The following is a 23532-nucleotide window of genomic DNA, read 5'->3' on the forward strand; positions in this document are numbered from 1 at the left end:
AGAATGACAAGTCCAATTCATGTAACATCTGAAATCGGTAAGCTCAAAACGGTATTACTGAAACGACCTGGTAGGGAAATTGAAAACTTCACCCCAGATATGATGCCACGCTTATTGTTCGATGACATTCCATATTTACCAATTGCTCAAAAGGAACATGATTATTTTGCCGACACACTTCGCGATAATGGGATCGAAGTTCTGTATCTGGAGAAGTTGGCCGCTGAGGCATTAGATGCTGGTGGTGACAAAGTCCGTGATGATTTCTTGGAGCAAATGTTAACCGAATCCGGATATGCGACAGGCACAATTCATGATGCCTTAAAAGAATATTTAGGCAGTATGAATAACCAAGACATGGTTAATAAGATCATGGAAGGGGTCCGTAAGAACGAAGTTGATTTTGTCCCAACGGACTTAGTAAGTGCTGCTGAAACTGAAGATTATGAATTCTATATGGATCCAATGCCTAACCTTTACTTTACCCGTGATCCATCGGCATGTATTGGTGAAGGCTTAAGCATTAACCACATGACATTCGCAGCTCGGCAACGAGAATCACTGTTTAATCAAATTGTGATTGATTACCATCCACGTTTTGCCAATAAGGGTGTCCATGTATGGCGTAACCGAGACCACGATACTCGAATTGAAGGCGGCGACGAGTTAGTATTGAATGATCATGTGATGGCTATCGGGGTTTCACAACGGACATCCGCTGATGCTATTCAAGACATTGCCAAGAACTTATTCAAGGATGGTCATTTTGACACCGTTATTGCCATTAAGATTCCACATAACCATGCAATGATGCACTTGGATACTGTGTTTACAATGATTAATTACGATCAATTTACGGTTCATCCAGGAATTTTAGGCGAAGGCGGCCACATTGATACTTGGACAATTACACCAGGTAAAAATGAAGGTGAACTTCACTTAGAACACCGGACAGATTTAAAAGCTGTCTTAAAAGATGCGTTGAAACTTGACGATCTCGACTTGATTCCAACTGGTGGTGGCGATCCAATCATCGCTGGCCGTGAACAATGGAATGATGGTTCAAACACATTAGCAATTGCACCAGGTGTTGTGGTAACTTACAACAGAAACTATGTATCTAATGACTTGCTTAGAAAACATGGTCTTAAAGTACTTGAAGTTATTTCAAGTGAATTATCAAGAGGGCGTGGGGGTCCACGTTGCATGAGCTGCCCAATTGTTAGAGAAGATATCTAAAGTGGGCGGAGCCAAGCGGTTAATAGCCGAAGCATAAGTCTCCTTATTTGAAGAATCCTGATTTTGGATTCACAGATAAGGGGCTTATGCGCAGGCTGTTGCTTGGTGGAGCAGTCCGGCATGACACTAACTTAAATTCACATTTGGTACCCAAAAACAAATAATCAAGGAGAATCGATTATGATAAAAGATTTTAGACAAAATGTATTTCAAGGGCGTAGTGTGTTAGCCGAAAAAGATTTTACGGCAGCAGAACTTGAATATTTGATTGATTTTGGATTGCATCTCAAAGCATTAAAGAAAGCAGGCATTCCTCACCATTATCTAGAGGGTAAGAACATTGCTTTGCTATTTGAAAAATCATCAACGCGGACTCGTTCAGCATTTACCACTGCATCTATTGATTTGGGTGCTCATCCTGAATATTTAGGACAAAATGATATTCAATTAGGCAAGAAGGAAACCACTTCAGATACTGCTAAGGTTCTTGGCAGCATGTTTGATGGGATTGAGTTCCGGGGATTCAAGCAAAGTGATGCTGAGATTCTCGCTCGAGACAGTGGCGTTCCAGTATGGAATGGCTTAACTGATGAATGGCATCCAACCCAAATGTTAGCTGATTTCATGACCGTTAAGGAAAACTTTGGTAAACTCCAAGGATTAACGTTGACGTTTATGGGTGATGGCCGTAACAACGTTGCTAACTCGTTATTAGTCACAGGTGCTATTCTGGGTGTTAACATTCATATTGTTTCACCAAAAGAATTATTCCCAACTGATGAAATTCAAAATATTGCCAAAGGCTTTGCTGAAAAGTCTGGTGCTAAGTTATTAATTACTGACGATCTGGATAAAGGTATGAAGGGTTCAAACATCGTTTATACCGACGTTTGGGTATCAATGGGTGAGAGTAACTGGGAGCAACGAGTTAAGTTGCTGACACCATATCAAGTGAATATGGCAGCGTTAAAGAAGACTGGAACACCCGACGATCAGCTAATCTTCATGCATTGCTTACCAGCATTCCATAATACCGAAACAGCCTATGGTAAGGAAATTGAGGAAAAGTATGGTATCACTGAAATGGAAGTAACTGATGAAGTATTTACTAGTAAGTATGCTCGTCAGTTTGAAGAGGCTGAAAACAGAATGCACTCAATCAAGGCAATGATGGCCGCAACTTTGGGTAACTTATTTATTCCGAAAGTATAGCGAGTGCAGTATCAAATGGTTAACAACTAGCATACAAGCCATTTAAAACCGCAATTATGGGTTTATAAATCCAGACCTGTGTGCAGAGCGTTACCTGTTGGAACACAATTACGTGTGTGATCCTCCAAGAAAACTAATTTGAACACCGGAAGGGACTGGCAGCAAAACAATTGTTTTGTCCCAGCCCCTTTTATTTTTAAAGAAGAAGGAGAATGACTATGGGACGGAAAATAGTAGTCGCTTTAGGCGGCAATGCAATTCTATCGAAGGACGCTTCCGCCGCAGCTCAACAGCAGGCGTTGCGTGACACAGCAGAACATTTGGTTAAATTTATTGAAAATGGTGACCAGCTGATTATTTCCCACGGGAATGGTCCTCAAGTTGGGAACTTACTGTTACAGCAAGCGGCAGGTAGCACTAAGGATAATCCAGAAATGCCACTTGATACCTGTGTTGCAATGACTCAAGGTAGCATTGGTTACTGGATGCAAAATGCAATGAACCAAGTAATTAAAGAAAAGGGCCTCGACAAAACGGTTGCGACCGTTGTCACTCAAGTAGAAGTAAGTGCTGATGATCCGGCATTTACCAAGCCAACTAAGCCAATCGGTCCCTTTATGAATAAGGACGAAGCTGATTTAGCAAAGAAACAAAATCCTGACTTTACGTTTGTCGAAGATGCTGGTCGTGGCTATCGGCGGGTCGTTCCTTCACCAAAGCCGATTGGAGTTGTTGAAACTGACGCGGTTAATACGCTTGTCGATGCTGGAATTGTGCCAATTTCAGTTGGTGGCGGTGGGATTCCCGTTGTTCGCGATGGCAATCAATTGTTGGGTAAAGAGGCCGTTATTGATAAGGATTTCGCTAGTGAAAAGCTAGCTGAATTAGTTGGTGCAGATTCACTAATTATTTTAACGGCGGTTAACAACATTTATGTCAATTTCAATAAGCCAAATCAAAAGAAGCTTGAAGATGTGACACTTTCGGAACTCGATAAGTTTATTGAAGAGAAACAGTTTGCTCCTGGCAGCATGTTACCAAAGGTTCAAGCTGCAATGGATTTTGTTAAGGCAACCGGAAACGAGGCCGTTGTGACGGCCTTGGATAATATTGAAGGCTTTATCGACAACGGAAGTGGAACGGTCATTAAGCCTGAGGGATCAAAAGTATAACAATTTAATTGTAAAAAATGAGTTGTTATTTAAGCAATTATGAGCTCATTTAATGTTTACCCCATCCAAATGCGTTACACTTTTCTTGATAAGACAATTATGTAACCGTTTTTGGGGAGATTACAATGATTATGAAAGATAGAAATGCGTACCATGAGTATGCAGATAATTTGCGAACGCATCCTGAATTTGGCCCGTTAAGTGATGATGATATTGAAAAAGTAATTTCCACGATGAAAATCAAGCGTTATCACCGGGGACAGGTCCTGTTTGACCAAGGTGATTCCCGAGCTAATTTCTATTATTTAATTGATGGCGTTGTTAAATCGTTTCACTGGGACGAAGACGGTGAGGAGCAGCTTTATCTTTACATTCGTCAGGATAAGGCGTTTCCATACATCGGTCTATTTGATGATGATAATTATGCTTATACGGTTGAAAGTATGACTGAGGTGAAGTTGGCTGAGATTCCAATGAGCGTGTATGAAGAAGTTTTACAAAACACCCCAGAATTAATGGTCAATGCCATTCGAGAGATGAGCCGCATTATTAACATGGCTGAAACTCAACTTCAAAAAATGGTTACCACGAGTGCTAAGTGTCGGGTTTGGAATGCCATTTGGTTTTTAGGTCAGCAGATAGGAGATGATCAAGAGGATGGCACGATCTTGGTCCCTTATCCAATGACGTTAGTTGAATTGTCCAAGGTAAGTGGCACAACGCGGGAAACCACTAGTCAGATGGTTCAGCAGTTGGTTAAGGAAAACAAGATTCAATATAATCGGAAGTATTTCAAAATTTTAGTTAGAGATGAAACATCTACCTAAAAGGAGTGAGTGAATATGGAAGAAAAGAAAGATGGTAAATTAGGCTTGCTCGAGCTTATCGGGTTAGTTGTTGGTTCAATCATCGGTGGTGGTGTATTTAACTTAATGCACGATATGGCTGCCGGTGCGGGCCCTGGTGCGATTATCATCGGTTGGGTGATCACCGCTATTGGAATGGTGATGTTAGCTTTAACATTCCAAAACTTGATCATGAAGCGCCCCGACTTGGATGCTGGGATTTATAGCTACGCGGAAGCCGGTTTTGGCAAGTACATGGGCTTCAACTCAGCTTGGGGTTATTGGCTGTCGGCATGGCTAGGTAACGTTGGTTACGCAACGTTGTTAATGAGTGCGGTAGCATACTTCTTACCAGTTTTTGGAGATGGTCAAAATATTTGGTCCATCGTTGCCGCATCATTTATTTTATGGGCTTGTCACTTTATGATTTTACGGGGTGTTGAATCCGCATCATTTGTTAATGCGGTCATCACCATTGCTAAATTGATTCCAATTTTCTTGTTTATTTTAATTGTCTTATTCGCATTCAAACTGAACATGTTTACCAGCAATTTCTGGTTTACACCAAGTGGTAATTTCCAATTTGGTGATGTTATGGCCCAAGCTAAGAGTACAATGCTGGTAACCGTTTGGGTATTTATCGGAATTGAAGGTGCGGTTGTTTTCTCAGGCCGGGCTCGGAAACGTTCTGATGTTGGTAAAGCAACTGTTCTTGGAATTATTACTGTTATTTTGATTTATATGTTAGTAACGTTGCTTTCGTTTGGTGTTATGAGCCGTGCGGGCTTATCACACTTAACGCAGCCAGCAATGGCCGACTTACTTGAAAGTATTGTTGGTAAATGGGGCTCGGCTGTTGTTAACCTCGGCCTAATCATTTCCGTTGTGGGGGCTTGGTTATCATGGACCATGTTTGCCGGCCAATTGCCATATGAAGCCGCAAAAGAGGGCTCATTCCCCAAAATTTTCGCCAAAGAAAATAAGAATGGGGCACCGATTACGTCCTTAACCGTTACGAACGTATTAGTTGAATTGTTTATGTTCACTTATTTGATTACCGCACAGGCTTATAACTTCTTCTATTCAATTGCCAGTGCTGCGATTCTGATTCCTTACGCGTTTTCCGCTTTCTATCAATTGAAATATTCTGTTCAAAGTGATCACGGCAAGGGTCGGAGTGGTAATATTATTATTGGAATTATCTCGAGCGTTTATGCCTGCTGGCTACTATTTGCCGCCGGTGTTAACTTCTTACTGCTTATGTCACTGCTGTTTGCTGCAGGAATTCCAGTCTTTTGGATCCTACAAAAGCGCGATAATCACGCTAAGAAAGTCTTTGGACCAATAGAAATGACACTTGCAATCGTCATTGTAATTGCTGCCATCTATACGATCTATGGATTACTGGTAGGCAAGATTACATTCTAGCGAGTGATAATTGACTAATCTTTATTACGAGTATTTAGGGGCTTTTAGCTAAATTCCAACTTGGGGTTTGGTTAGAAGCCCCTAAATGCTAGTGCCAATCATCGGCTAACAGGGTGGTTAGTTTGGTGGTTAGCTTTGATAATGATTTGTGGCTGTTCCCTTGATTTTAGGACCCAAACCAGTGATAATGAACCAATATCATTATTTTATGAAAGTGGGAATAGTATTCATGACAGATCTATTTTTCGATTTTGATGGTACGATTGCAGATTCTGAAATTGGGATCGTTAAATCAATTAAGTATTCCGTCAACAAAATGGGGTTACCTGATCTTTCGACTGACCAATATCGCAAATTTATTGGGCCAGCGTTAATTACCAGTTTTCGGAAGTATTACCCGGATTTGTCTGACGGGGATGTTACTAGTGCGCTTCGATATTATCAAGAATATTATCACAAGCAGGGAATTTTTCAATTGACAATCTATCCAGGCATTTTGGCTGAACTCTCGACGCTTAATGATGCGGGATATATGTTGCATATTGCCTCAGCTAAGCCGGAGCCAATGATTAACGAGATTTCTGAACATTTTGGCCTCGGCCGGTATTTCGATGGGGAATTTGGTGCGACGTCAGATGAGAAGACCCGGGTTACGAAAACAGCTGTTTTAAAGTATGCACTAGAAAAAGCGAACGCCAATCCACAACAAAGTGTGATGATTGGCGATCGCGATACCGATATGCTCGGTGGTTATAATAATAAGGTCAAGACATTAGGTGTCACCTATGGGTTTGGTGATGTGCCAGAACTTGCGGGTGCTCACGCGTCAGAAATTGTTGACAAGCCAGAACAAATTCAGGCGGGTGTTAGTCGTTTGATTGGTTAATTTTAAGGCTTGATGTACGAATATCCAGCTTCTTGTAATGAAATGAGATCAGCAACACCCGCGGGAACGACTTCAACCCCTGCTGGGAGCTGATCTTTTTTGATTGTATGGCTATTCATAGCGTTTTGGCAGGCATGAAAGCTCACTGACTTGGCAGTTAATTGTGCAATTGAATCTTGGAGACTGCCAACCAGATAACCTAGAATCGCATCACCATTTACCAAGACAATGACTTTGTACGAAGTGCCGGTTTGATCACCAAATGCTAGCAAATTGCTAACGTTTCCCAGAGTATGAGCCCATTTCTGCATGTCGTCGATATGGAAAACCACTTTATGAGTCATGTGATACCTCCTTCGCTAACTGATCTGTATCCAGTGCTTGTAAAAAGCGGTCGTAATCTTCGTAAACTTGTTGCGAATAGGCAACTGCCCAGTCGACCAGGCTGTTAGCTAGCTTTTTCTTTTTACCTACATAGCCGCGGACAATAGCAGCCGTTGGACTTTGAGCATGTCCCCGGGCCAATAATAAGGCACAGATTTTCGCATAAGTTTCAAAGTCATCCTGGTCCATTTTACTAAGGTTCATTGACTCCTTCATATCCCAAAATTGGCGAACGTAATAGCTTCTATTTGTGTCTTCGTTATGGTAGAAACCTAGTAGCGGATCGGAGGTGCGTTGGAGAACTTGTTGACAGGTGATGATTCGTTCCCCGTTATCTGGTCCATTTTGACTATACGGTGTGGTGACATCAAATCCTTGAAACCGTCGAGTTTGTAAAGCTTCCTTAATTTGAAGCACCAGGTGGCTGCCATCAATGGCGGTTAGTAGTACCAAATAGCATCTCGTCCCAAAACTCCCAACGCCGACGCTGTGACGAACAATATCGCTAATGTGAAATTGAGATAGTAACACAGTTACATCCGGGCTAACCGTTTGATCGTATTTCACCAGATGGGCACTGATTTCTTTAAACCGTTTGGGCGACACATGGACGGTTCGCGGCGCATTTTCTTTGAAGACTAAGTGACCGTGACTGTCAATCGTGGTGAATTTTTTGACAACTCGCTCGGAATCACGTTGGGAAGCGCTACTTAAAATTTTACGCCATAACTTTGGAAGTGGCTTATCGTCAGCTTCTGACTTCAAGAAATTCTCCACTTCTGTCGAGAAGTAGTAACGCTCCATTGCTGAGTGATCATCGAAGCACTCACAAAGAATTTGCTGGTAAGTTTCAACGGCTGCTCGCATAATTTCCTTATTCTGGTTCGCATCAATCCCAAGCTGTTCTCCGGCTAATAGAATACTGACCAGCAAGCGGCGAACGTCCCAGTCCCATGAGCCAATTGTTGACTCGTCAAAATCGTTGAGGTCAAATAACAGCTTGCGTTCAGGAGAGGCATAGAAACCGAAATTGCCGATGTGGGCATCGCCAGAAATCACGACGGGGATATTGGTAGATACTTGTTTTGAAAGATCAAACGCCATTAGTTCATCAGTTCCACGGAAAAATGAAAATGCTGAAACAGCTAACCGCTTGTGACGTAAGGGCAGCAGTTCAGAAATTAACTTGTGTTCAACATGCTGGATTCCTTGAACGACATCCCGATTAACCGGTTTAAACTTGGCTAACTTTTCAAACGGTGTTTTATCTCGATTTGCTTTGCCCATTTGAACTAATTCGTGGATGGATTTATCAATTCTAATTTGACTGAGATCATATCGTAAATTATCTGAAGCATTCTTTAAACTTAGCGCCTGATTGATTGGCATTACTGATACTCCTTTTTGTAAGTGAGCGGATCCAGGCGGTTAGAAACTGGAATATAAGTCTCCTTGGCCGGAAATTCCTGGGCTTGGAATTTTTGGCAAAGGTGCTTATATGGAAGTTTCTGCCTGACGCAGCTGTCCTAAATAAGTCCATTGTGGTCATGGGTGTGGAGAGAGTCAAGGCAAACGTGCTACAATGTGAACAATGAGTATAATGGAGATTTTATTTATGAAAAAAATTTATTGGGAAAGCATTGAAGTTGACGACCAAAAATTCTTCTTCACAGTTACCGACAAGGGCCTAAATTTTGTTTCCAGCCCTGGGCGTTTTTTGTCGGAAATCTTTGATTTTTATCCTGAAAACCGCTATCGTTATCAATTTATTTATAATGATACGATAACTGAGCCTTACCTTGACGAATTAACGGATTACTTCGATAAGAAACGGCAGGACTTTGATCTGCCCCTAGACTTTGGAAACCTGGGGACACCGCTGCAGCAACGAGTTTGGACAGAAATCCAAAAGATTCCCTATGGGCAAACAATCACTTACAAGCAGTTGGCTGAAAACGTAGGGAATAAAAAAGCGGTAAGAGCCGTGGCAACCGCGGTGGCTCAAAATCCGCTATTAATTGTTGTTCCTTGTCATCGGGTGATTAAAACAGGCGGTGATATTGGTGATTATCGGGGCGGCAAAGAGGCCAAAAAGGCCCTCCTTCAGTTTGAAAAGGAGGCAGAACCCAAGCGAAATTTGATTAAGAGGTTGCCGTTGCCAAAGATTAGTCAATTAGGTAAACCCGGTCTTTGATGAGGTCAAACGGTTGGTGATGTCGATTTAATTTCTTAGTAGCTTCTGGCTCGATGTAATTAGCAGCCTGCCAAAATTGGGTTGAATTTGTAGCACCGTTTTTTTCGCCGACAACGATTAAGGTTAGCTGATCGTTGTTGGCACTTCTAACGGCATTTAAAACGGCGACATCAATGGGGCTTTTATCTGGCGACCAACTCATAATGACGTATTTAACTTGATTTTGATATTTTTGAATTGCAGCGAGCGCATCTAGCTTCTCCACTGGCGTCATTTGGTGTTTCCCGGTTTGATTTTCAGCTACCCAACCCAAATTATCCGTTGGGTAAACGGTGACGCCGAGGTCCTTTAAGCCCTTAGAAATGGCCCCGTTCCCAGCCATTATTTCAACGGCAGCGTTAGGCTTAATATAGTCAGCAAGATCCTTAACGAACGGTGCCGAGATATACGCCCACATTCCGTACTCAGCCTCTAAGTAATCGCGGTATGAACGGAGTTGCTTATCAAGTTTTGGTAAGGCGTCGGTTAATTGATTCCACACTTCGTCACCTTTAGGGTCATTTTTGTCAAAGCGCTGGTTAATCTGATTAAAAATCTGATCTTGAATATCGTCTGGCAGTAATAATTCCGGCAGGTCTTGGGGTAGTAATCCGGCCTTAATGAGGTGATCACTTTCGATGACGTTATTGATAAGAAATTTAATTTGTGGAAAATCCGAAAAAAGTGTCCGGTAGCCTAGCATCTGATCAATGTAGCTAGTTTCCAGAGATTCTTTATGGGGATGTTTAGTCTTAAGTAGTTTCTTTTTTTGCTTATTGGATAACATAAAAGCTCCTAAAATAATTGATGTATTGGAAAGGGGATTGATTTTGTCTTTGACAAGCTTATTAATGTTGGGGCTGATGGGGTTAATTATTTGGCTGATTATTGCAGTCATGCATCGGAGTACCAAACAAATTGTCCTAAGCAGTGTCATTATTGTTGGCTACATAGTTGTGGCTTTTTTTGGGTTATTAGCTATGATTGGTAGTATGTGAATAGGTTGGAGCTAGGGGATGACGATTGTCATTGCTTGTGGGGGCTGGTGACTAGGGAGTGTTTTTTGTCAACATAGTGGAAACGTGCATAACCAAGCAGAAACCTGCACCTAAGCCCCCTCACCCAAAAACCCAAGCCCAGGATTTCTGGATGAGGGAACTTAGGCTCCGGTTTCTAACCGCTTGGTTGCGCACTATTTGTAGGACAGCTCCGCAAAGCAGAAGTCTGCACCTAAGCTACCTCGCTCAAAAATCCCAAACCTCGGGATTTCTGAGCGAGGCAACTTAGGCTCCGACTTCTAAGCGCTTTGTTCCGCTCACTACAAATCTAATTCCTCTTGATGTACCTGTGGTCCCGGCTTTTCTGTTCTGCCGCCCATTCCATGAACGTAACCGGAAATGAGCTGGTAGATTTCGTATCGGTCTTTTGAATTTAGTGCTTCACCGTTAAATAGCAGGGTCTTGTCTGAAATGAATAATTTTGCCAAGTCGTACGTGTTATTTTCTGCTAGGCCAGTTAAGTAGTCCATTGTGACGTCAAAAAATTTTGCTAGTTTTTGAACTTCTACATAAGAAGGGGTTCTGATACCACGCTCCCAGTTACCAATTTGGGAGGCGGTATTTTTGCTGGCCTGCCCCTCCTGGTTAAATTCAGCGTTCATATCTTGAGCTAAATCAGATAAAGTGAGATGTTGTCCCTTTCTTAATGCTCGTAATCTTTCTGGAAACATGTAATCACCGTCCTGTTCATTAATTTCATTATACTTCATTTTTTCAGTTGACAAAATGGACAGCCCTTATTTACCAATTATGTTACGATTATTCACAATAATACTTTGTAGGGTAGCTTTGCAAAGCAAAACTGCATGTAAGCATCGCTAACAAAAATCCCAAGACTAGGGATCTCAGAATTCTGTACCATTGCAGCTTGGCAACCTAGTGGAAACGTGCTACACCAAGCAGAAAGCTGCACCTAAGCCACTCCGTTCAAAAATCCAAACCCAGGATTTCTGAACGGCCTAACTTAGGTTCCGCTTTCTAATCGCTTGGTTCCGCACTCTAAATAGACAGGTGGATTAATTAATGAAAAAACGAACAAAAATCATCATTACATGTACTTCTGTGGCATTCTTGATTGCCGCGGGTCTGTTTGGGGCTGGTAGCTACTTTTATAAAGTCGCAGTTGTGCCGGCGCCTAAGTCGTTTCTAAGCAAGCCGCAAAAGATTACTCATAGCAACCCATTATATCCCGCTCACGAGTGGTATCAGCACGTGAACAAGAAGCGCTGGTATGAAGTATCGGCAACCAGGCATCTTATTTTAGACGCTAATTACATCCCTGCTAGCAAAGCAACGACAAAATCAGTCCTAATCGCTCACGGGTTCATGGGCAATAAGGATAAGATGTTTTCGTACGCGTACATGTTTCATCAGTTAGGCTATAATGTTTTGTTGCCAGACGCTCGGGGTCATGGTGATAGTCAGGGTAATTACATAGGTTACGGTTGGCCCGATCGGCTTGATTACGTTAAATGGATTAAGAAATTAATTGCTACCAATGGTCAAAATTCAAAAATTGTCATGTTTGGGACTAGTATGGGCGGTGCCGCAACTATGATGGTGAGTGGGGTTAAGAACGTCCCTCGTCAGGTAGAAGCCTACGTTGAAGATTGTGGTTATACGGACGTCTATGATGAAGTTGCTTATCAAGCTAAGGAGCTGTACCACTTACCGAAATTTCCATTAGTTGGGATTGTGAGTCTGATTAACCATGTTAAAAATGGGTATTCATTCAAAGAAGCCAGCGCCCTCAATCAAGTTAAGAAAAATCAACGGCCAATGCTTTTTATTCATGGGGCGAAAGACCATTTTGTGCCGACCCGAATGGTTTACTCGTTATATCGGGTAGACAAAGGGCCAAAACAGTTACTTATTGTTCCGGGAGCTGGTCATGCGGATTCATATCAAAAGCAGCCAAAACTTTATGAAGCAACGGTTAAAACCTTTTTAGAAAAATATGTTAAGTGAAATGAGATGATAAGTACTAATAGGTAGTGGCAAGTTTTGCGGCGGCAATTCTTTGAATATGTTAAACTACTACTAGGACTATTTTAGAAGGGAGGTCCGCACTTGATTTATATCATACTTGGGGTGATTGCCTGTATCATTGGGGCGATTACCGGAGTTCAAGTACAAAAGCGGCGGCATCACGCAGAAATTACGCATGCCAAGGCAACTGCCGAGGAACTCGTTAATAAAGCAAACGTCGAAGCAAAAGAAAAATCTAATAAGATTCTTGCTGATGGTAAGCACCAGACGCTAGATTATAAAGAATCGATTGAAGAAGAACTCGATAGTTACCAAGCGGATAACGTCACTCGTCAAAACCGAATTGATCAACGCCAAAATGGGTTGACCCAAACGTCTGAGCGGCTTGATGATCTTCATAAAAAGTTGGCTGAAAAACAGGCTGATTTAAATGAGTTAAAAGATGGCATTGAACAATTAAATCATCAGGCAGAAGAATTGGCTGGGCAGCGGGCCACTACTTTACAACAGCGAGGGAGTCTTTCCGTTGAACAAGCTAAACAGCAGGTTTTAGATCGGCTTAAGATTAGTTTGGACCGGGAGAGAGACGTCGAACTAAAGTATCAGGCCGATGAGGCTCAGGTAAGTGCACCTAAGATGGCCAAGATTATGGCCGTTGACGCCATTCAGCGCGCGCCGTTGGATATTCCTCGGGAACACATTGAGCACGCCATCCAGATTTCAGACGTCAACACCAAGCAAAAGTTAGTTGGCCGGGAATCCCAAAACATTCGCTATATCGAGACCCTTACTGGGGTTGACTTGGTATTTGATCCCGATGATCCTTGTTTACTACACGTTGTTACGCAGGATCCATTGAGACGTGAAGTGGCTAAAACAACCATTTCAAATTTATTAGTAACCAAACAGATTAATACGCAATCCATTGAGCATCAGGTTGACATTGCGCAACAGGATCTCGGCAATGAACTGCGGCGAACCGGTGAAAAAGTCGTTGGGTCGCTTCATATCGGCTGGATGCATCCGGACTTACTTAAAATTGTGGGCCGCTTAAAATATCGAACGAGTTATGGTCAAAATGTGCTGAACCATTCGGTGGAAGTGGCTGACATTTCTGGGTTAATGGCTGCCGAACTTGGCTTGGACGTTAAAATTGCTAAGCGGGCTGGATTACTTCATGACATTGGTAAAGCAATTGATCGTGAAGTGGATGGCACCCACGTTGAGCTTGGGGTTAAGATTGCCGATGCTTATAATGAGGATCCACAAGTGGTTAATTCAATTGCTTCTCACCATGGTGACGTCGACGTGACAACGCCGATTGCCCATTTGGTAGCTGCTGGGGATTCTATTTCTGGTGGGCGTCCCGGTGCTCGTAGTGAGTCGGTTGAAGAATACGTTAACCGGCTTAAGAATTTGGAACGGATTGCGAGTGAGAAAAAGGGTGTTCGGGAAAGCTATGCGATTCAAGCTGGCCGAGAAATCCGAATTATCGTCGATCCTAAGCAACTTGATGATAAGCAAAACCAACGACTGGCTGAACAAGTCAAAGACCAAATTGAAGATGAGTTGACGTATCCTGGAAAGATTAAGGTGACGTCAATTCGTGATTTTAAAGCGGTTGCCTACGTTGGTGCTGAAAAGAAAAAGAAAGCCAAAAAGGCAAGTCGAGGCGCATAACGCTTGAATTGAGTGTTTTGCTTTGCAGGCTACCGTTGAACGACAGAAAGTCACCACCATTTCCCATTTGTGAGGAATGGCGGTGACTTTCTGTCGTTCAAGCTATTGGCAGGTCAATCTCTTACTTGCCGAGGGCTCTTGGATAAATTTATCATATTAATTGCTGGAATCTAGGATTAATGAGAAATAATTTTAAAATTATGATTATTAGTCGCTGTGACAACGGGATGCTTTTGTAAGTATTCTAGGATAACCTGACTGATGGTGGTATCGCTTGCTGCGACAATTTTATCTCGGGTAAACATTGGATAATGACCGCCACCACTTGCCCGGTACCGGTTCAAGGCAACGTAAAGGATTTGGTCATCCACAACATCCTTACCTTGGTATTTGAGTTCAGTGACGCGACTGCCTACTGGCTTGGAAATGTTTAAGGTATAGTCAATGCCCTCGTACATATCATAGTTATAAAATCGTTCCTTTGGAAACATAAACTGCTCGTTTACGACTACTTGTCCGTGCTTGACATCGAAATATTTCGCGCTGACTTCCAAAGCAGCTCTCAAGTCAGCTCCGGTAATTCTTGATTTCACTAAAGTATTTGGATACACGTAATTGGTAATGATATTGCGCATCGTAATTGGATTTTCAAAGCCGTGGGCCTCATTGTTATAGAGGGCAGTGGCGGAGATGTCGGTTCCCATTTTAGCCATCTGAATTTTCTGGATAAATTCGATAAAGGCGGTTTCTTCGATTCGGGATTTGAATGGGTCGTCAAACATTAAACTCCCCTTAATTGTCGACAGGGGCTTATCAAGCCAGCTCTGAAGATGAGTAGATAAGGTCGAAATGGTTTGGCCAATTTGGTCATCAGGGTCACTATCGCTCACGCTGATAAGTTCAGAATTACTTTTGGTGATCTGATGATTCTTATTGGAAACGTTGAATGAGATTTTACCAATGAATTCACCGCGGGAGCCGGGTTGGATGATTGGAACGTTAAATAAACGACTGGCAATCTTTCGATGTTGGTGACCAGAGATAAAAGCATCAATGCCGTCAACGTGCTGGAGAATATCATAGCCCCGGTTTTCACCCGGATTAATATCGTTCCAATTACCGGTATGGTCACGTTCAAAGCCGCCGTGATAGACGACGACAACAATATCAGCTTTTTTGCGTAATTCGGGAATGTAGCGTTTGCACGCATCGAGTTCTGAAATGAGATTAAAATCGTTGAGATCGTTGACGTTTTTCCACTTTTTTGTACTGGTCGTCGTGAGTCCCAAAAAGCCAACCTTAATGCCAGCCACATCAGTAATTGTATAGGGATCGGCAAGCAAAGGCTCATTGTCGTTGTTGACGATGTTTGCACAAACAAACTGGCGATTTGAATGCTGCATCACGAAGTTCAAATAGTTTAAGCCATAATCAAATTCATGATTACCAATTGTCCCAATTTGATAACCGACTTGATTATAAGCAGAGATAAAAGATTCCTGATCTTTTTGATCGGCCATTTTGGCGACATAGTAGGCCATAGGCGATCCTTCAAGAAAGTCACCATTGTCAATTATGATTGTTTTTTCATCGGGATGTTTCTGAATGTATGTGTTAATGGCCGTGCAATCTCGTTGTAATCCAAAGGGCTTGTCAGAGCCAGAATCAACGTAATTAGTTGGTTCAATAAACCCATGAGTATCACTGGTCGTAAGTAGTGTTATTTTCATTTTTTCACCTACAAAATCAAGTATAACGTCAAGTATAGTCAATTGGTTAAGGGTTTTCAATGTTAGAGTGCGAAAACGAGCGGTTAACTATCGGTATGTAAGTCTCCTCAGTGAGAAATTCCCGGGTTTGGAATTTCTCACTGAGGTGCTTACATGCAGATTGTTGCTCATCTGAGCACGTTTTAAAACAGAGTGCGAAACCAAGCGGTTAGAGACTGGAGCCTAAGTTTTCTCCGTCGAAAATCCCGGGCTTGGATTTTTGGCGGAGAAGGCTTAGGCTCCAGTCTCTGCTTGGTGTAGCACGTTTTCGTTATGTTGCCTGGGGAATAGCGCCTCAAAGAAAAATTTTTCAGTTAGGTGCAGATTGTTACCTATTTGAACACGTTTTAAAACAGCCTGCAAAATCAAGCGAATAGAGACAGAGACTGGGCCCCAGGTTTCTTTGCCGGGAATCCTAGGCCTAGTTTTTCCTCACGCCGTTTTCATATCTGATTGCATGAAGACCATCTGATCAGTTGAGATGCTTTGGTTGAGTTGATCGGAAATGTTACGTGAGATTTTCTCGGCTTTAAAGGAATCGGCAACGTACGTATATTCATACTGAAAGGCTTGTACTAATAGGTGCTCTCTTCGAGCATTGGCCTCATCAGAATTATCAAAGCGCAAATGCCGGAAGTTGTAGCCATTGCGGACAAAGTTGACGGAAGTGGTGTTTGTTTCACTTTCATTGCTGTCCAAATAATTGTTCACCCTTTTAAATGAAGTATCTTCAATCATCAGGCTCATCTGGCGGATTTGTTTGCTCTTTTCCACCATCTGATTAAATTTAGCCGATCCTTGTCCCCGTTGCCGTTGTTGATTGTATTGTTGAATCCTTCTGGCAGCTTCTTTTTTGGAGACCGTTCGCTTTTTAAACCGGTGGGTCTGCAGTCGGAACAAATATTGCAGTCGTTTCCAGAAACCTGATCCCCGGCCGGAAGTTGCAACGATGCGGCGGGAAAAGATATTTGCAAATTGTTGGGAAATTTGTCCCTGACTCAATGCATCAACGACTACCTGGGCTTCAATTTCTTTTGTTCGGTTCATGATTTCCCGGATTTCTTTACGGTTAGTTGCCGGGTTATTTTTTTGGCTATTCAACATATCAATAATATAGTTGCGATCTACCAAAGAGATGGTTGCATCGTTTTTGACCTTTGAAATGGCGTAGTTAACCATTTGACCTTGGTATTTCTTAAACGTGTCTTGATCCTGATCTTTCTTTTTGGGAAGCAGGATTGGTAGGACGATCGTTGGGACTAATAGGCTTAACAGGATCACGACGGTCGCAACAAAGATAAGTTGATTTCGATACGGGAAACTTTTGCCAAACGCGGTGAAGGGAAGCGAAAGTGCCATTGATAGGGTGATAGTGCCATGAACGCCGCCAACCGCGGTTAATAGTGCTTCTTTTAACGTTGCGTCTCGGTGATGATTAGTTTGAACCAGGTTGAACTTCACCCAGAAGAAACGCAGGAGTGCCATGAACAAATAAATAGCTGCGCCAAAACCAACTAGCTCCAAGATGAATATGTCGGAGTACGGCATGATCTGGTTAATAACGGTTGGCAAAGTGACGCCCAATAACACAAACACAATCCCATTTAATAAGTTGGCAATAATCTGCCAAGTTGCGTTGGTAACTAATCGGACGTTGGTGGATGTCAATTTGAGCTGACTCTGGTTGACACCATGCATGATTCCAGCCGAAACGACCGCCAAGATACCAGAGCAACCTAACATCTCGGAGATTAGATAGATTGCAAACGGCGTCATGATACTAAAAGGAACGATCACACTGGTAGTATCCATCGACTGGTTTACTAGAAAGGTTCGCAGCTTAACAAATAAGATGCCAGCAATCAAGCCAACTAGAATGCCACCAAAAAAGCTAACGATGAATTTAGTCAGCCCCGCTGTTAAGGAAAAATTACCCGTGAAAAATGCGGTTACCGCCAGGTTGAAGATCACAATGCCAGAAGCATCGTTAAAGAGCGATTCACTTTCCAAAATATCGTGGACGTTGGCAGGAACCTGAATGCTTTGGGTAATTGATTTAAGGGCGACGGAATCGGTTGGCGTGACGATGGCTGCTAACGCGAAGCACAGCGCTAGAGGGATTGCTGGCATCAAGACGTGAGCCAAGCCACCAATCGCAACCGAGGTTGAGATTGCTAAGTAGACCGCCATGGAAAAAATATGACCGATTGATCGGCGGAATTGATTGGAATCGGTATTTTGCCCATCATTAAACATTAGCGGCGCAATAATTCCAAGCATAAATATCTCTGGAAATAATGAAAAATGATTAAAAATTGGCAACAGTGAGAGAACCAAACCACAACCAATTTGGTAAAAGGTCAGAGGAACTTTTGGAAAAATGGGGTAAATCATATTTGAGATAATAGCGGCAACAATGAGTAGGGCCACAGAATAGAAGACTTCCAAATTAACACCTCAATATACAAGATTATAATAATGATTCCATTATAATGTAACGGGAGAAAAAATGGGCTAAAAATTTTTCACAAAATACTGATAAAAAGTAAGTAAGGGTGTTGACAAAAGGTGTCGTTATGTTAATATGGTTGTTGAAGGATGTTGTTTCAGTTTCACGGTTTCTGTATAGAACGGGGGGATTGCAATGCTAAATTTATACGTTGCGCAAAGTAGTGCTTCAAGTCGGAAGGCCCGCGCATGGTTGAAGAGTCATGACATCGATTTTAAGGAAAGAAATATTAATTCTAACCCGCTGGATGCTGATGAAGTTAAGCAGATCTTACGCTTGACTGAGAATGGCAGTGAAGACATCATTTCTACTAGGTCTAACATCTACAAGAAGTTGAACTTAGATATCGACAATTTATCGGTATCACAGTTAGTTGATCTGGTAGTCAAATATCCTGATTTAATCAAACGACCAATTATTTTTGACGATCATCGTCTAGAGGTTGGCTTTAACGAAGAAGAAATTAGAAGGTTCTTACCACGCAGTGTTCGGGAAGCTGAACTGCGGAAGTTAGAATCGCAAATCAGTTAGTTAATTTAATTACTAAACAGTTATACGGATAAATAAGTTGGTTCGAGCAAAATGACGCTCGAACCGCTTTTTTTGTTTGTGAAAAACGCCGAAAATCATTCGAACAAGTGAATCATTCGCCTTACGGATAACTTATTTAATAATTCCATTTATCCGTAACAATTTCAAAGGAATTTTATTTGAATTCAATGCATCGACTAGCCTACTTGCTCGGCTGTTGTATTCTGCCAATAACTTGCGTAAAATTAATTTTGACAATGTAAAGGAGAGAATACAATTGATTAAAATGGTAGCGCTAGATTTAGATGGCACCTTATTAACAAGTGATAAAACAATTTCGAAGACTAACGAAGCAGTATTAAAACGAATTCATGAAGCAGGCATCAAGGTGGTCCTTTGTACCGGCCGGCCGATTAACGCGATTTGGCGCTTTATTGAACAATTAGGCTTAACAGAAGCTGGTGACTATACAATCACCTTTAATGGGGCATTGGTTGTTCATAATAACGACAAGCAGGAATTGGCTAAGAGTGGGATGAAGAAGGCTGCCCTGGTTCCCCTTCACAATTTTGTTGAGGCACAACAGGCACCGCTTGATGTGTTGGACTTTCAGCAAGTCTACCCATTAACTGATCTAAAGCCCTCGATGTACAAGCAGCAGTTTAAGGGCAATATTGACTTTGTACCCAAGTCCTTTGATGAATTGGCCGTCAGTGACGCTTATTCGAAAGCGGTTGTCTGTGACCAGCCTGAACTACTTGATCAGTATCAGGCTAACATTGACGAACAGTTGAAGCGAGATTATCACATTGTCCGCTCCCAACCGCAAATCATGGAATTTCTGGCGCCTCAAATGGATAAGGTAGTCGGGCTAAAAGCCTTATTAGACCATTTTGACATGGACTTTTCGAATCTGATGGCGTTTGGGGATGCTGAGAATGATTTGGGGATGATTACTCATGCTAAAATTGGCGTGGTCATGGAAAACGGTCAAGAACCAGTCAAGCAAGCCGGTGACGTGGTGACTGGTAATAATGACGAAGATGGCGTGGCACAGTATGTGAGGGAGTATTTTAAAGGGTAAGTGAGCGAAGCAAAGCGGTTAGAAAGCGGAGCCTAAGTTGCTCCTGCCGAAAGCCATGGGTTTGGGCTTTTGGCAGGAGTAGCTTAGGTGCAGCTTTCTGCTTTGCGGAGCGGTCCTAGTCTATATGAGATAGGACGACAACGAGGTTGCCAAGAATTATTAATCTCTGGGCTTGGAATTTTTGCTGGTGCTTACGCGCAGCTTTCTGCTTTGCGGAGGCTCTTTCCATGATTCAGCGATTATTGATGCTTCATTCAAGCAACAATTGTTTGCTTTTCAAAGCACGGTCAAGAACATATCAAAGTGATTGTTCTTTTTATTACTTTGTAAATCAAGACATCGCTAATTTATGGAAAGAGCCTTTGCGAGCTGTCCTAATCTATATGAAATAGGACGACAACGGGGCGGCCAAGGAGTCGGGAATCCCCGATTTTTAGTGATTACGCTTAATGTATAGCTCCCTGCATTACGCAGTTGTCCTATTCTATGGATCAATTGAACGAATACCACGAGACTTTTTCACGGGTGTTTCCAATATTAAGGAAGCGTTCAATTTCGTTAAATGCTTTAAATTGTGATAGTTTAATATCAAAGTGAGGTTGGTAGTATGAAGAAATTTTGGGGTATCTTATTAACCATTACGATACTTGCTGTAGTGGGGATGTCGAAAGTCGCTGTGTCCGCAAAGGCTTCATGGATAACGGGAACGAAGACCCTATGGACGCTGGTCGACTCAAATGGTGATGTGAATCAACCAAGTTTGTATTCAACAAATATCACGCCTGGTAAGAATGCATATATTTGGAATTATCGTCATACGAAGCGAATTCATAATTTGAAAAATTATCCAAATACGACGTGGTATGCCGTTCGAGGAATTTCAAAGAATCGCCATTTTTACTATCGAATCGGTAATTACAATAAGACGATTAAGGGATTGGTTTGGTCTGGCTACGTCAAAAAATACGTACAAAAAGCACCACGCGAATTTAAGACAGCTGCTCAATTCACGCATTACATTCAAACAGATCCTTCTCAGAAATTAACTCGAGCTGTTTTGAAGAAATTTCCAAATGTTCCAGTGAGTTTTGCGCTATCAAAATATGCGGGGCAGCGGTTTGATCTGTTTCCGACTAGCATTGATGGGTTTACGGATATTGTGCCAATCAGCACGCTAAAATTACCAGCGGCGGATTTTACTGCTATCCCAAATTATTATTCATCTGTTTACACGAAATCGTTTAGCCAGCAACTTCAGTGGTACTGGGCGCTAACACTTGGTCAACCGGTTGGACCACGAGCTGATAAAGTAGTGGAAGCAATGCAATTCAATGGGATCGATCCGGCTCAATTTGATGATGCAACCGCTAATTGGAAAATTGGGGTTAATTTAAATGATGGGAGTTCGTTTTCAACCTTCATTTTGGCAAAGCAGACAGATTAATTAGGGTGATTGATAGCGCAACTTAAGACACAAGCAAGTCATTAAAAGTTTAAAATGGGGGACATTTTTTGTTTAAAGCAGATCGAATTCGAGCGATGAGTGATGGGATGTTCGCAATCCTGATTACCATCTTAGTGTTGGATTTCAAGCTACCAGAATATCGAGTCGGCCACTTATTAGCCGCTATTTTGCAACAATGGCCGATTTTGCTGGCATACGTGGTTTCATTTGCTTATATTGGAACGTTATGGTTATTTCACCATGATTTTTTCAGTACCATTAGCCAGATTACACCGGCACTCAATATCATTAACTTGCTAGTGCTGTTTAGCATTACCTTAATCAATTATGCAACCAGCTTGATTTCAGCGACGCTTTCCACGCTAAACGTGGCGGACTTGCGGACGGCAATCATTATTTACGATATTTGTGCGCTATTAATCAGTTTCACGTTTGAATTGATGTATCGTTATGTGTATCGACATCCGGAATTGAAGGAACATCAACGGAATGCTAATGAAGAAGCATATTTCATTAAGAGTGATCCAATTATTAGCGTGGGCATCTATTTTGCCTCAATTATCATTTCCTTCTTCTCAGTAATTATCGGTGGCGCTTTCTTGCTTGCAGGCATTATTTGGCACGCAACAGCGTATGTTCGCCTGAGTAACAAAGTTCGGCGAAGGGCATAGGTATTTGAATATGGTAGCTCAAGGTAAACTTGTTTCTGGATAGTTGACAATTCGAATATAATATTTTGGTAAGCAAAAGCTCCCGGTAATGGCCGAAAATGGTCATTGCTGGGAGCTTTATTGTTGGGCAGTTAATTTGGTCCTGGTTGATACTTTGATTTGAGATGAATGAAAGTCGCAAATTGAGGTCTATTAGGTTACTGCTCGCTGAATATCCGGATAAGCACCTCTGACAAAAATCTCCAAGGACCAAGGATTAATAGTTCTTGGCAACATAGATTAGGACAGCTGCACAAAGCAGAAAGCGGAGTCTAAGTTACTCCTGCCAAAAGCCGAAACCCATGGCTTTTGGCAGGAGTAACTTAGACTCCGCTTTCTAACCGCTTTGCTCCGCTCACTGTTTTTTAAATAACTTCGTCAAATGATCCATGAATGATTTCAAATAAGCATCGACATCAGCGTTGACGGCTACTTTGACATTTGTATTTGGATCATCTAAGCGAGCTGGGTCACCAGTCGTTCGGCCGTAATACTTCTCGTCAGTCGTGACATACATATTCAATCCAATCGTCTGGACAAAGTCAGGATTGATTGCAACCCCAACCGCAAATGGATCGTGCAATGCACAGCCATGTAAGTCTGGACTGGTTACCTCATAAGCCTTAATGTAGTAATCCACGATATCCGCAAATGCTTCGCCGGACTTGGTGTGTAGATCACGCCACTGCTGGGTTTCTTTTTTAGTTAATAAGGTTCTTAAGGTGACATCCAAGCCAACTTGGGTGAGGGGAACTTTTCTAAAGACGTTGTTAGCAGCAGAAGCGTCTTGTTGAATATTGGCCTCGGCGACGTTTGTAACGTTACCAGGAACGGTCACGGCGCCGCCCATAATTGTGACGTTGCCGATTTTGGTGGCAATTTCCGGCGCTTTTTTGATTGCTGCGTCCAAATTGGTTAATGGGCCAGTTGGTACTAAGATAAGATCTTTACCGTATTTTTTTACGGCATCGATGAAGAAGTCGATTGCATCCCCGGTTTCTGGTTGGCGTTTCGGATCGGGTAATTGCACTTCACCAATCCCATTTTCGCCGTGGATTTGCGCGCTAACCGGCATTCTGTCGAAATGATCGGATTCTGATGAATGAGCTAATCCTTGGTAGACGGGTACGTCAGTTGCTCCTAGAAGTTCCAAAATTTTAAGGGAGTTTTGAACACCATCTTCAACGTAAACATTACCATATGAACCAATAATCCCAATTAGATCAACGTCAGGATCAGCAACAGCGTAAGCAATTGCCATTGCGTCATCGATACCAGTATCAAGGTCAAGAATCATTTTTTTCTGGGCCATTAAAACTACCTCCGTTCGTGTATTAA

The 23532-nt window shown here is 42.2% G+C and carries 21 protein-coding genes; 14 read left to right on the top strand and 7 right to left on the bottom strand.

The window, feature by feature from the left end; translation table 11 throughout:
- Positions 1–3 precede the first annotated feature (3 nt).
- The 6 genes from arcA (at position 4) to FC98_RS04450 (ending at position 6782) form a co-directional block, all read left to right on the top strand.
- Positions 4–1239 carry an arginine deiminase gene (gene arcA / locus FC98_RS04425; RefSeq protein ID WP_054654809.1) on the top strand — a complete coding sequence of 412 codons (1236 nt, stop codon included), beginning with the start codon at positions 4–6 and terminating at the stop codon, positions 1237–1239.
- A gap of 180 nt (positions 1240–1419) precedes the next feature.
- Complete coding sequence (gene argF, locus FC98_RS04430; protein WP_008858339.1) at positions 1420–2451, top strand: ornithine carbamoyltransferase; 1032 nt, start codon at positions 1420–1422, stop codon at positions 2449–2451.
- Between the two features lie 218 nt (positions 2452–2669).
- Positions 2670–3623: a carbamate kinase gene (gene arcC, locus FC98_RS04435; RefSeq protein ID WP_054654811.1), complete on the top strand. Its 954-nt coding sequence runs from the start codon at positions 2670–2672 to the stop codon at positions 3621–3623.
- A 131-nt stretch (positions 3624–3754) separates the two neighbouring features.
- A complete protein-coding gene (locus tag FC98_RS04440; RefSeq protein ID WP_235803580.1) occupies positions 3755–4450 on the top strand; it encodes a Crp/Fnr family transcriptional regulator in 696 nt (231 codons plus the stop codon).
- Positions 4451–4465: 15 nt separating this feature from the next.
- Positions 4466–5896 carry an arginine-ornithine antiporter gene (gene arcD / locus FC98_RS04445; RefSeq protein WP_056949249.1) on the top strand — a complete coding sequence of 477 codons (1431 nt, stop codon included), beginning with the start codon at positions 4466–4468 and terminating at the stop codon, positions 5894–5896.
- A gap of 229 nt (positions 5897–6125) precedes the next feature.
- Positions 6126–6782 (top strand): HAD hydrolase-like protein, encoded by a 657-nt coding sequence (locus FC98_RS04450; RefSeq protein ID WP_054654813.1) that lies wholly within the window; start codon positions 6126–6128, stop codon positions 6780–6782.
- Between the two features lie 2 nt (positions 6783–6784).
- Here the strand turns inward: FC98_RS04450 and FC98_RS04455 are convergent, their stop codons facing one another.
- Positions 6785–7126: a DsrE family protein gene (locus FC98_RS04455; RefSeq protein WP_008858334.1), complete on the bottom strand. Its 342-nt coding sequence runs from the start codon at positions 7124–7126 to the stop codon at positions 6785–6787.
- On the bottom strand, positions 7116–8555 hold the full coding sequence (locus tag FC98_RS04460) for a DUF2252 domain-containing protein (protein ID WP_056949250.1): 1440 nt from the start codon (positions 8553–8555) through the stop codon (positions 7116–7118). Before FC98_RS04460 ends, FC98_RS04455 begins: the two co-directional genes overlap by 11 nt.
- Before the next feature lie 226 nt (positions 8556–8781).
- Here FC98_RS04460 and FC98_RS04470 point away from each other — a divergent pair, with 226 nt between their 5' ends.
- The gene (locus FC98_RS04470; RefSeq protein WP_056949251.1) at positions 8782–9360 is read left to right on the top strand and encodes a methylated-DNA--[protein]-cysteine S-methyltransferase; all 579 of its coding nucleotides are present in this window, start codon (positions 8782–8784) and stop codon (positions 9358–9360) included.
- Here the strand turns inward: FC98_RS04470 and FC98_RS04475 are convergent.
- A complete protein-coding gene (locus FC98_RS04475; protein WP_040472016.1) occupies positions 9332–10186 on the bottom strand; it encodes a hypothetical protein in 855 nt (284 codons plus the stop codon). The genes FC98_RS04470 and FC98_RS04475 overlap by 29 nt on opposite strands.
- A gap of 49 nt (positions 10187–10235) precedes the next feature.
- Between FC98_RS04475 and FC98_RS14620 the strand changes: the two genes are divergently transcribed.
- The gene (locus tag FC98_RS14620; protein ID WP_155805201.1) at positions 10236–10397 is read left to right on the top strand and encodes a hypothetical protein; all 162 of its coding nucleotides are present in this window, start codon (positions 10236–10238) and stop codon (positions 10395–10397) included.
- 320 nt (positions 10398–10717) lie between these two features.
- Here FC98_RS14620 and FC98_RS04480 read toward each other — a convergent pair whose 3' ends face one another.
- Positions 10718–11128: a helix-turn-helix domain-containing protein gene (locus FC98_RS04480; protein ID WP_040472067.1), complete on the bottom strand. Its 411-nt coding sequence runs from the start codon at positions 11126–11128 to the stop codon at positions 10718–10720.
- A gap of 352 nt (positions 11129–11480) precedes the next feature.
- Between FC98_RS04480 and FC98_RS04485 the strand changes: the two genes are divergently transcribed.
- The gene (locus tag FC98_RS04485; RefSeq protein ID WP_008858326.1) at positions 11481–12425 is read left to right on the top strand and encodes an alpha/beta hydrolase; all 945 of its coding nucleotides are present in this window, start codon (positions 11481–11483) and stop codon (positions 12423–12425) included.
- A 102-nt stretch (positions 12426–12527) separates the two neighbouring features.
- Positions 12528–14126, top strand: coding sequence for a ribonuclease Y (gene rny, locus FC98_RS04490; protein ID WP_056949252.1), 1599 nt, complete (start codon positions 12528–12530; stop codon positions 14124–14126).
- 176 nt (positions 14127–14302) lie between these two features.
- Here the strand turns inward: rny and FC98_RS04495 are convergent, their stop codons facing one another.
- The gene (locus FC98_RS04495) at positions 14303–15856 is read right to left on the bottom strand and encodes a bifunctional metallophosphatase/5'-nucleotidase (protein WP_040472012.1); all 1554 of its coding nucleotides are present in this window, start codon (positions 15854–15856) and stop codon (positions 14303–14305) included.
- 471 nt (positions 15857–16327) lie between these two features.
- Complete coding sequence (locus FC98_RS04500) at positions 16328–18343, bottom strand: cation:proton antiporter (RefSeq protein WP_040472010.1); 2016 nt, start codon at positions 18341–18343, stop codon at positions 16328–16330.
- Between the two features lie 196 nt (positions 18344–18539).
- On the opposite strand from FC98_RS04500, the gene spx reads away from it, so the two are divergent.
- From spx to FC98_RS04520, 4 genes are all read left to right on the top strand, one after another.
- Positions 18540–18935, top strand: a complete 396-nt coding sequence (gene spx / locus FC98_RS04505) for a transcriptional regulator Spx (RefSeq protein ID WP_008858322.1) — start codon at positions 18540–18542, stop codon at positions 18933–18935.
- A gap of 286 nt (positions 18936–19221) precedes the next feature.
- Complete coding sequence (locus FC98_RS04510; RefSeq protein ID WP_040472066.1) at positions 19222–20019, top strand: Cof-type HAD-IIB family hydrolase; 798 nt, start codon at positions 19222–19224, stop codon at positions 20017–20019.
- Positions 20020–20626: 607 nt separating this feature from the next.
- The gene (locus tag FC98_RS04515; RefSeq protein WP_056949253.1) at positions 20627–21463 is read left to right on the top strand and encodes a hypothetical protein; all 837 of its coding nucleotides are present in this window, start codon (positions 20627–20629) and stop codon (positions 21461–21463) included.
- A 68-nt stretch (positions 21464–21531) separates the two neighbouring features.
- Entirely contained in the window at positions 21532–22155 is a 624-nt protein-coding gene (locus tag FC98_RS04520) for a TMEM175 family protein (RefSeq protein ID WP_235803581.1), read from the top strand.
- Between the two features lie 394 nt (positions 22156–22549).
- Here FC98_RS04520 and FC98_RS04525 read toward each other — a convergent pair whose 3' ends face one another.
- Positions 22550–23506: a nucleoside hydrolase gene (locus tag FC98_RS04525; protein ID WP_056949254.1), complete on the bottom strand. Its 957-nt coding sequence runs from the start codon at positions 23504–23506 to the stop codon at positions 22550–22552.
- Positions 23507–23532 lie beyond the last annotated feature (26 nt).

The organism is Lentilactobacillus kisonensis DSM 19906 = JCM 15041 (assembly GCF_001434135.1).
GTDB lineage: Bacteria > Bacillota > Bacilli > Lactobacillales > Lactobacillaceae > Lentilactobacillus > Lentilactobacillus kisonensis.

Bases quoted from the DNA above. Each gene is read 5' to 3' on its own strand.
- arcA (WP_054654809.1), top strand. From the start codon at position 4: ATGACAAGTCCAATTCATGTAACATCTGAAATCGGTAAGCTCAAAACG.
- FC98_RS04515 (WP_056949253.1), top strand. From the start codon at position 20,627: ATGAAGAAATTTTGGGGTATCTTATTAACCATTACGATACTTGCTGTA.
- FC98_RS04510 (WP_040472066.1), top strand. From the start codon at position 19,222: ATGGTAGCGCTAGATTTAGATGGCACCTTATTAACAAGTGATAAAACA.
- FC98_RS04485 (WP_008858326.1), top strand. From the start codon at position 11,481: ATGAAAAAACGAACAAAAATCATCATTACATGTACTTCTGTGGCATTC.
- FC98_RS04480 (WP_040472067.1), bottom strand. From the start codon at position 11,128: ATGTTTCCAGAAAGATTACGAGCATTAAGAAAGGGACAACATCTCACT.
- spx (WP_008858322.1), top strand. From the start codon at position 18,540: ATGCTAAATTTATACGTTGCGCAAAGTAGTGCTTCAAGTCGGAAGGCC.
- FC98_RS04470 (WP_056949251.1), top strand. From the start codon at position 8,782: ATGAAAAAAATTTATTGGGAAAGCATTGAAGTTGACGACCAAAAATTC.
- FC98_RS04440 (WP_235803580.1), top strand. From the start codon at position 3,755: ATGAAAGATAGAAATGCGTACCATGAGTATGCAGATAATTTGCGAACG.
- FC98_RS04525 (WP_056949254.1), bottom strand. From the start codon at position 23,506: ATGGCCCAGAAAAAAATGATTCTTGACCTTGATACTGGTATCGATGAC.
- FC98_RS04460 (WP_056949250.1), bottom strand. From the start codon at position 8,555: ATGCCAATCAATCAGGCGCTAAGTTTAAAGAATGCTTCAGATAATTTA.
- arcD (WP_056949249.1), top strand. From the start codon at position 4,466: ATGGAAGAAAAGAAAGATGGTAAATTAGGCTTGCTCGAGCTTATCGGG.
- FC98_RS04495 (WP_040472012.1), bottom strand. From the start codon at position 15,856: ATGAAAATAACACTACTTACGACCAGTGATACTCATGGGTTTATTGAA.
- arcC (WP_054654811.1), top strand. From the start codon at position 2,670: ATGGGACGGAAAATAGTAGTCGCTTTAGGCGGCAATGCAATTCTATCG.
- FC98_RS04475 (WP_040472016.1), bottom strand. From the start codon at position 10,186: ATGTTATCCAATAAGCAAAAAAAGAAACTACTTAAGACTAAACATCCC.
- FC98_RS04450 (WP_054654813.1), top strand. From the start codon at position 6,126: ATGACAGATCTATTTTTCGATTTTGATGGTACGATTGCAGATTCTGAA.
- FC98_RS04455 (WP_008858334.1), bottom strand. From the start codon at position 7,126: ATGACTCATAAAGTGGTTTTCCATATCGACGACATGCAGAAATGGGCT.
- argF (WP_008858339.1), top strand. From the start codon at position 1,420: ATGATAAAAGATTTTAGACAAAATGTATTTCAAGGGCGTAGTGTGTTA.